At 69.4% G+C, this 6,753-nt stretch carries 7 protein-coding genes; 5 read left to right on the top strand and 2 right to left on the bottom strand.

What is annotated here, in order from left to right:
- Positions 1-159 precede the first annotated feature (159 nt).
- The 3 genes from ACTQ49_RS14685 to ACTQ49_RS14675 all read left to right on the top strand — a co-directional run bounded on the left by ACTQ49_RS14685 (position 160) and on the right by ACTQ49_RS14675 (position 3,097).
- Positions 160-1,029, top strand: coding sequence for a metallophosphoesterase (locus ACTQ49_RS14685; protein ID WP_441828583.1), 870 nt, complete (start codon positions 160-162; stop codon positions 1,027-1,029).
- 90 nt (positions 1,030-1,119) lie between these two features.
- Positions 1,120-2,364 carry a glycosyltransferase gene (locus ACTQ49_RS14680; RefSeq protein WP_441828582.1) on the top strand — a complete coding sequence of 415 codons (1,245 nt, stop codon included), beginning with the start codon at positions 1,120-1,122 and terminating at the stop codon, positions 2,362-2,364.
- 1 nt (position 2,365) lies between these two features.
- Positions 2,366-3,097 (top strand): PIG-L family deacetylase, encoded by a 732-nt coding sequence (locus ACTQ49_RS14675; RefSeq protein WP_441828581.1) that lies wholly within the window; start codon positions 2,366-2,368, stop codon positions 3,095-3,097.
- Between the two features lie 75 nt (positions 3,098-3,172).
- Here ACTQ49_RS14675 and ACTQ49_RS14670 read toward each other — a convergent pair whose 3' ends face one another.
- The gene (locus tag ACTQ49_RS14670; protein WP_441828580.1) at positions 3,173-3,565 is read right to left on the bottom strand and encodes a hypothetical protein; all 393 of its coding nucleotides are present in this window, start codon (positions 3,563-3,565) and stop codon (positions 3,173-3,175) included.
- A gap of 171 nt (positions 3,566-3,736) precedes the next feature.
- Between ACTQ49_RS14670 and ACTQ49_RS14665 the strand changes: the two genes are divergently transcribed.
- Positions 3,737-4,717: a ribose-phosphate diphosphokinase gene (locus tag ACTQ49_RS14665; protein WP_441828579.1), complete on the top strand. Its 981-nt coding sequence runs from the start codon at positions 3,737-3,739 to the stop codon at positions 4,715-4,717.
- A 536-nt stretch (positions 4,718-5,253) separates the two neighbouring features.
- Here the strand turns inward: ACTQ49_RS14665 and ACTQ49_RS14660 are convergent.
- On the bottom strand, positions 5,254-6,054 hold the full coding sequence (locus ACTQ49_RS14660) for a PIG-L deacetylase family protein (protein WP_441828578.1): 801 nt from the start codon (positions 6,052-6,054) through the stop codon (positions 5,254-5,256).
- A gap of 91 nt (positions 6,055-6,145) precedes the next feature.
- Between ACTQ49_RS14660 and ACTQ49_RS14655 the strand changes: the two genes are divergently transcribed.
- Positions 6,146-6,637 (top strand): DUF456 domain-containing protein, encoded by a 492-nt coding sequence (locus ACTQ49_RS14655; protein WP_441828577.1) that lies wholly within the window; start codon positions 6,146-6,148, stop codon positions 6,635-6,637.
- The last annotated feature ends 116 nt before the right edge of the window (positions 6,638-6,753 follow it).

Raw genomic sequence — 6,753 nt, 5'->3', positions numbered from 1 at the left:
GCAGAAGGGGCTCGGACCATTGCGGTTCGAGCCCCTTCGCCGTCCCCAGACCCTGCGCCGTTCCCAGACCCCGCATCGTTCCCAGATCAGGCGAGTCGACGCGGGCCCCAGACCACGGGCCGATCCGCAGGACACCCACCAGCACCTAGGCTGGCCCGCGTGAGCCAGACCTCCCCACCCGAAGAAGCGCGCCCCGGCACGGCCCGTCGCCTGCTGCGCTGGGCCGGACGGCTGGCACTGGTCGCGCTTGTGCTGCTGGCCCTGGTGGCCGGCATGAGCTGGTACGAGGTGACGCACACCCGCCTGGAGCAGCTCACCGTCACCAGCAGCAAGGTCTCCGGACGCCCCCTGCGCGTGCTGCAGATCAGCGACCTGCACGACGTCACGATGCCCCAGCGCGACGAGCTGGTGGAGATGGCCCGCGCCCAGAAGCCGGACCTGATTGCCGTGACCGGAGACCTGGTGAACATGTACACCAAGGACCTGGAGCGGATCAGCCAGTGGTTCGGGCACCTGGTTGCGCTGGGAATCCCCGTCTACGCCGTGCCCGGCAACCACGACCACTGGGACGGTCACATCGGCCCGGTGCTGGACATGCTGGCCAGCCATGACATCCCAGTGCTCACCAACCGGCACGTCGCCTTCGACGGCGACTGGGGCCGGGTGGACCTGGTGGGCACCGACGACTACTACTCCGGCCTGGGTGACCTGCCGTCGGCCATGCGCGGCACCCGGCCCGACGCCTTCCAACTGGTCCTGACCCACTCCCCGCAGGTCTTCGACGACCTGGCTGCCAGCGACGCGGAACTGGCCATCTGTGGCCACACCCACGGCGGCCAGGTGCGCATCCCCTGGGTGGGGGCCATCCACACCCCCGGCGGCGACGGCTGGTTCCCCCGCCTGGACAAGGGCCTCTTCCCGGCGGGACAGGCGATGCTGTACATCGACTCCGGCGTGGGGCAGACCCTCCCACTGCGGCTGTTCACCCCGTCGCAGATGACCCTGGTGACCATCACGCCAGCGGCCTGAGCGAGGCGGCACGCAAGGGGCGGGCCGGAAGCGTCGCCCAGAGCCGTGGGCGGGCGCCGCGGCATTGGTGCCAACTGCTAGTTTCCATTCATGGCTCGTATCGGCTTCATCTCGCTGCACACCTCGCCGCTCGACTCGCCCGGCTCCAAGGATGCGGGCGGGATGAATGTCGTCGAGGTGCACCAGGCCAAGGCGCTGGCCGATCGCGGCCACATCGTCGAGCTGGTCACCCGTCGCGACAACACCGAACTGCCCGACGTGGTGGAGATCCACCCCGGAGTCACCGTGCGGCAGATCGTCGCCGGCCCCACCGAACCGCTGGCCAAGAGCGCCCAGGAGGCGTGGATCGACGACTTCTCCGCTGCCCTGGCGCAGCTGGAGCCGCACGACCTGCTGCACTCGCAGCACTGGATGAGCGGCGTCGCGGCCCTGCCCGTCGCGCGCCAGTGGGGCGTGCCGCACGTGCAGAGCTTCCACTCGGTGGCCGCGCTGCCCGGCGATCCCCTGAGTGAGGGCGAGCCACCCGAGAGCCCCGGCCGCAATGCCGGAGAACGGCTCATTGCGCAGGAGTCGGACCTGGTGGTGGCCGTCAGCGACTATGAGGCCCAGACCATCATCGAGCGTTGCGGTGCGGACCCCTCGAAGGTCGTCGTGGTGCACCCCGGCGTCGACACCGAGCTCTTCCACCCGCTGGACGAGAAGTGCCGTCGCTGGACGCCGGACCTGGACTCCCCCGACGAGCCCAAGCAGTACGGTCCGGTGTGCGTCGCCCCCAATCCCAATGGCTACGTGCTCTTCGCGGCACGCCTGCAGCCACTGAAGGCCCCCGACCTGGCCCTGGTGGCCATGGCCGGCATCCCCGACGAGATCCGTCCGACGCTGGTGATAGCCGGCGAGGCCAGCCAGGACTTCCAGGGCTACCGCGACGAGCTGGTGGACCTCTCGCAGAACCTGGGGATCGTGAACCAGACCTGCTGGATCGGTTCCCAGACCCGCGAGGACCTGGCCCGGGTGGTGCGCGGGGCGCGGATCGTGCTGGTGCCGTCCTTCTCCGAGACCTTCGGGCTGATCGCCCTGGAGGCCCAGGCCTGCGGCGTCCCGGTGGTCTCTGCCGATTCCGGAGGCCTGCGCGAGGCCGTCGCCGACGGGTCGACGGGGGTGCTCGTGCGGGAACGCTCCGCCGAGGAGTGGAGCCGAGTCCTCACCGAGCTGCTGCGCAATCCCGAGCGGCTGCGCCAGATGGGCGCCGCTGGCCGCGAACGGGCGCTGGGCTTCGGCTGGGATGCCATCGCCGAACAGCTCGAAGGCCACTACATGCCCCTACTGGAGGCCTGACATGTCCATCCTCGACGGCGTCCACCGCATCCTCTTCTGCCACGCCCATCCCGACGACGAGACCCTCGCCACCGGTGCCCTGATCGCCCACCTGGTGGGCCGCGGGATCGCGTGCGACCTGGTGACCGCGAGCCGCGGGGAGATGGGCGAGGTGGTCCCCGGTCCGCTCGCCCACCTGGCCGGCGACGGGCTGGAGGAGCACCGGACGGGCGAACTGGCGGGCGCGCTGGACGTCTTGGGCGTGGATCGCCACGCATGGCTGGGCACGGCTCCCGCGCGGGCGGAGGGCCTGCCGGCGCGCCGTTACCGCGACTCCGGAATGGAGTGGATCCGCCCCGGCCTGGCGGGCCCGGCCGATGCCAACGACGAGCGCAGCTTCACCTGGGCGCCGCTTGCGGAACCCGTCGCAGACCTGGTGGCGCTGGTGCGCGCCTGGCAGCCCGACCTCATGGTCAGTTACGACGCGGGGGGCGGCTACGGCCACCCCGACCATGTGCGGATGCACGAGGTGGCGCGGGCCGCCGCCGAACGGGCCCAGGTGCCCTGTGCGGAGATCCGACACGAACCGGGCGAGGGCGTCGAATGGTTCGACCTGCCCGAGACCCTGCCCGTCGTCGCCGAGGCGCTGCGGCACCACGCCACGCAGCTCACGGTGCAGCCCAATGGCACCGAGGTGGTGCACTCCGGCGGACAGCGCGAGGAGATCGTCACCGCCGTCGGGCTGGCCGGCTGAGTCACGCGACCGTCTCCCGGAACGACGCGACGGCCCCGCCTGGGGTGGGGCAAGGCCGTCGCGGCGAAGGTTGGGTCAGCGACGCTTGTCGAGCAGCGTGTAGAGGCTGACGGACGCACCGACGAAGGCGATGCCCAGCGCAACGTGCAGCCACTTGAGGGCGTCGCTTCCGCCGATCATCTCGCCCAGGCCGAACTGGATGATGGCCAGCACGGGCAGGCTCAGGGCGTGGAAGAACAGGCCCTTGGCGCTGGCATCGGCCTTGCTGAGCTGCCAGGCGAAGACGGCCGCGATGACGCTGCCGATCATGGTGATGTAGCCCACGCCGCTGTGCGCCTTGGCGATCGCGACGGAGTACAGGCCGGTGAGCATCGCGATGCCCAGGGCCAGCTGGACCAGCACCGCGAGGTTGATCACCAGGGCAGTGGTCTTGAGACGGGAATGAGCGGGGGTGACGGTCGTAGCCATGCCCCGATCCTACGTGATTGAAATCACAATGCTGACCGCTCGTTCCATGCCCGCAAGGCGTGTCACGAGATCCCGGCGCTCGAGTGGCTTGTTCGTTCCAAGTGGAACGGTTCCAGACACCACACGGTGCAGATATTCTGTGCACGACCCACACTGCGCGAAAGGTACCTCGTGAAGGACATCGTCGTATTCACCGGCTCGGCCCACCCCGAACTGGCCCAGGAGATCTGCGACCATCTGGAGGTTCCCCTCAGCGGAGTGGACATCCGCCGCTTCAGCAATGACTGCATCCAGGCCCAGCTGCTGGCCAACTGCCGCCGTCGCGACGTCTACATCATCCAGCCCCTGGTGCCGCCGACGCAGGAGCACCTGATGGAGCTGTTGATGATGATCAACGCAGCACACGGTGCCTCGGCTCAGCACATCACCGCCGTGATGCCGCACTTCGCCTATGCGCGCAGCGACAAGAAGGACGCCAGCCGCATCTCCATGGGTGGCCGTCTGGTGGCCGACCTGATCTCCACCGCTGGTGCCACGCGCGTGCTCACCATGGCCCTGCACTCGCCGCAGGTGCAGGGATTCTTCTCGGTGCCGGTGGACCAGCTGACCGCCATCGGCGTGCTGGCCGAGCACTACCGCGGCCGCGATCTGACCAACCACGTCGTGGTCTCGCCTGACCTCGGCAATGCCAAGGAGGCCGCCGTCTTCGCCCGCCTGTTGGGCCTGCCCGTGGCCGCCGGCTCCAAGAAGCGTCTGGGCGACGACAAGGTGGTCATCGACTCCATCGTCGGCGACGTGGTGGGGCGCAAGGCCATCGTGCTGGACGACGAGATTGCCACCGGCGGTTCGATCATCGAGCTGATGGACCGCCTGCGCGACTTCGGCTGCATCGAGGCCTCCGTCGCCACCACCCACGGCCTGTTTGCCGGCAAGGCGGTCGAGCGCCTGCGCCAGCACCCGATGATCCATGAGGTGGTCACCACGAACACGGTCCCCAGCCCCGAGGACTGGCCCGAGCTGGAGGTGCGCTCCGTCGCCCACCTGTTCGCCGGCGCGATCCGTCGCACCCACGAGGGCAAGAGCGTCAGCAAGCTCTTCCGCGGCGTCGACCCGAGCTACGCCCCGCCGCCGCCCCGCGACGGACTGTTCTGACAGAGGCGGCGTTCTGGAGGGCCGCTGCTCTGGAAGGCCCGCCGTTCTGGAGAGCGCGCTGATCTGGAGCGCTCGCTGTTCTGACCTCACGCTGGACCCGGGCCCGCAGGAGGGCTCGGGTCCTGTGACATGCCCTGGGGTGGGGTGCCTCGCATGCCCCGGGGGTGCCAGCTCGCGTGGGATTCTGCGCGCCCCGCGTGGGATAGCCAGGCCCGCGTGGGATAGCCAGGCCCGCGTGGGATTCTGCGCGCCCCGCGTGGGATTGATCGGCCCGCGTGGGATCCAACACCCCGCGTGGGATCCAACACCCCGCGTGCGCTACACCCATCGCGGGCCCACCAAACCCACGCGGCATCCGTGGGCCAAGACCAAACCCACGCCCGAGCAATAGGAGCTCCACCACCTGTCGCGAGTGATCCAACACCCCGCGAGCAATCCAACAGCCGCGTGGGTTCCAACACCCCGCGTGCGCCACACCCGTCGCGAGGCGCTCAAACCCACGCGACACCCCGGGGCCCGCGGCATGCCCCCAGGGATCAGGGCAACGGTGTGAAGGGCCAGCCCGCCACCATTCCATTCGGGCGGCCGTGCTCTCGATAGTGCTCCATGCCGAAACTGGCGGCGAAGACTTCGTCGGGCATCCCGGTGAGCATGCCCACATCGCTGGCCTGGCTGGCATGGCACAGCAGGGCCCGACGCTTGACCTCAGCCAGATCGCGGACGTCCACCACCCAGTGGATCTCCTTCTCAGGGGTGCCCATCGGATTCCCGTCGTCAGCCGGCCCCTCCGGGTCGAAGACCTCCAGGGCGCCCGCATCCTGCGCCGAGCGGATCATCTGCACCATGGCGTCGCGGTTCATCGTCGATTCCAGCACCTTGGGACGTCGACGGGCCAGCGCCGCGGCGCGATAGGCGACGGGGTGCACCTTCACGTGATCGGGGTGGCCGTAGTTGCCGTGCCAGTCGTAACCCACGAGGACGTCGGCGTCCTCCTCGTCGAGCACCTTGGCCAGCCGGTTGGCGGCCTCGTCCAGATCGGCGCTGCAGAAGGCGCCCGGAGCGGTGTTCATCTCCCACCCGGTCATGCCGGAGTCCTTGTAGCCCAGCCAGACGATGCGGTGGGTGCCGATCACCTGTGCCGACGCTTCGGCCTCGGCACGGCGCCGCTCGACGATGGTCTCGCCCGGATGCAGGTCATCGGGCACCTCACCGTGGTCGCCATTGGTGGCAAAGACCACGACGACACGATCCCCGCGCTGAACGGCTCGGGCCATCGAGCCAGACGTTGCCGAGGCTTCGTCGTCGGGGTGGGCGTGGAGGAAGACAATAGTCGCCATGACCTCCATGGTGACACGAAAGTTGTTGAGCTTTTGACCATTGCGCACAGAGTTCGGCAAGGCCACAGGATGACCACACTAACCTTGGTGCATGAGCGTCACTCTTCTGGCCGTCCTCGTCGCCCTGTTGGCCCTCGTGGGACTCTGCGGGATCGTCATCCCCGTACTCCCCGGCAGCATCACCATCGGCATAGCCGCCCTGGTCTGGGCCATCGGGGGAACCTCCGCCTGGGGATGGACCGCATTCGGAGTGGCTGCGGCATTGCTGGCCATCGGCATGACCGCCTCGATGCTGCTCACCAAGCGCAATCTTGACAGCCGCGAGATCCCCACCTGGCCCGTCGTGGTGGGCCTGGTCTGCGGCCTGGTGGGCGCCTTCGTCCTCCCCGCGCTGGGCCTGCCCATCGGTTTCGTCATCGGCCTCTTCTGCGCCGAGCTCTACCGGATGCGCGACGCCTCACAGGCCGTGTCCACCAGCATCGCGACGGTGAAGGCCATCGGCCTGGGCATGGTGATCGAGCTCGCCTGCGCCATGACGGCGACGGCCGTGCTGGGGACCAGCGTCATCACCGCCCTGGTCTGACCCCGCCACACCGCCCTCCCCACGGCCCGCCAGAAACAGATGCATCGCGGGGGGGGGGGGGGGGGGGGGGGGGGGGGGGGGGGGGGGGGGGGGGGGGGGGGGGGGGGGGGGGGGGG

The sequence above is a fragment of the Luteococcus sp. Sow4_B9 genome (assembly GCF_052116585.1).
Lineage (GTDB): Bacteria > Actinomycetota > Actinomycetes > Propionibacteriales > Propionibacteriaceae > Luteococcus.
This window is presented reverse-complemented; position numbering and strand designations above follow the sequence as displayed.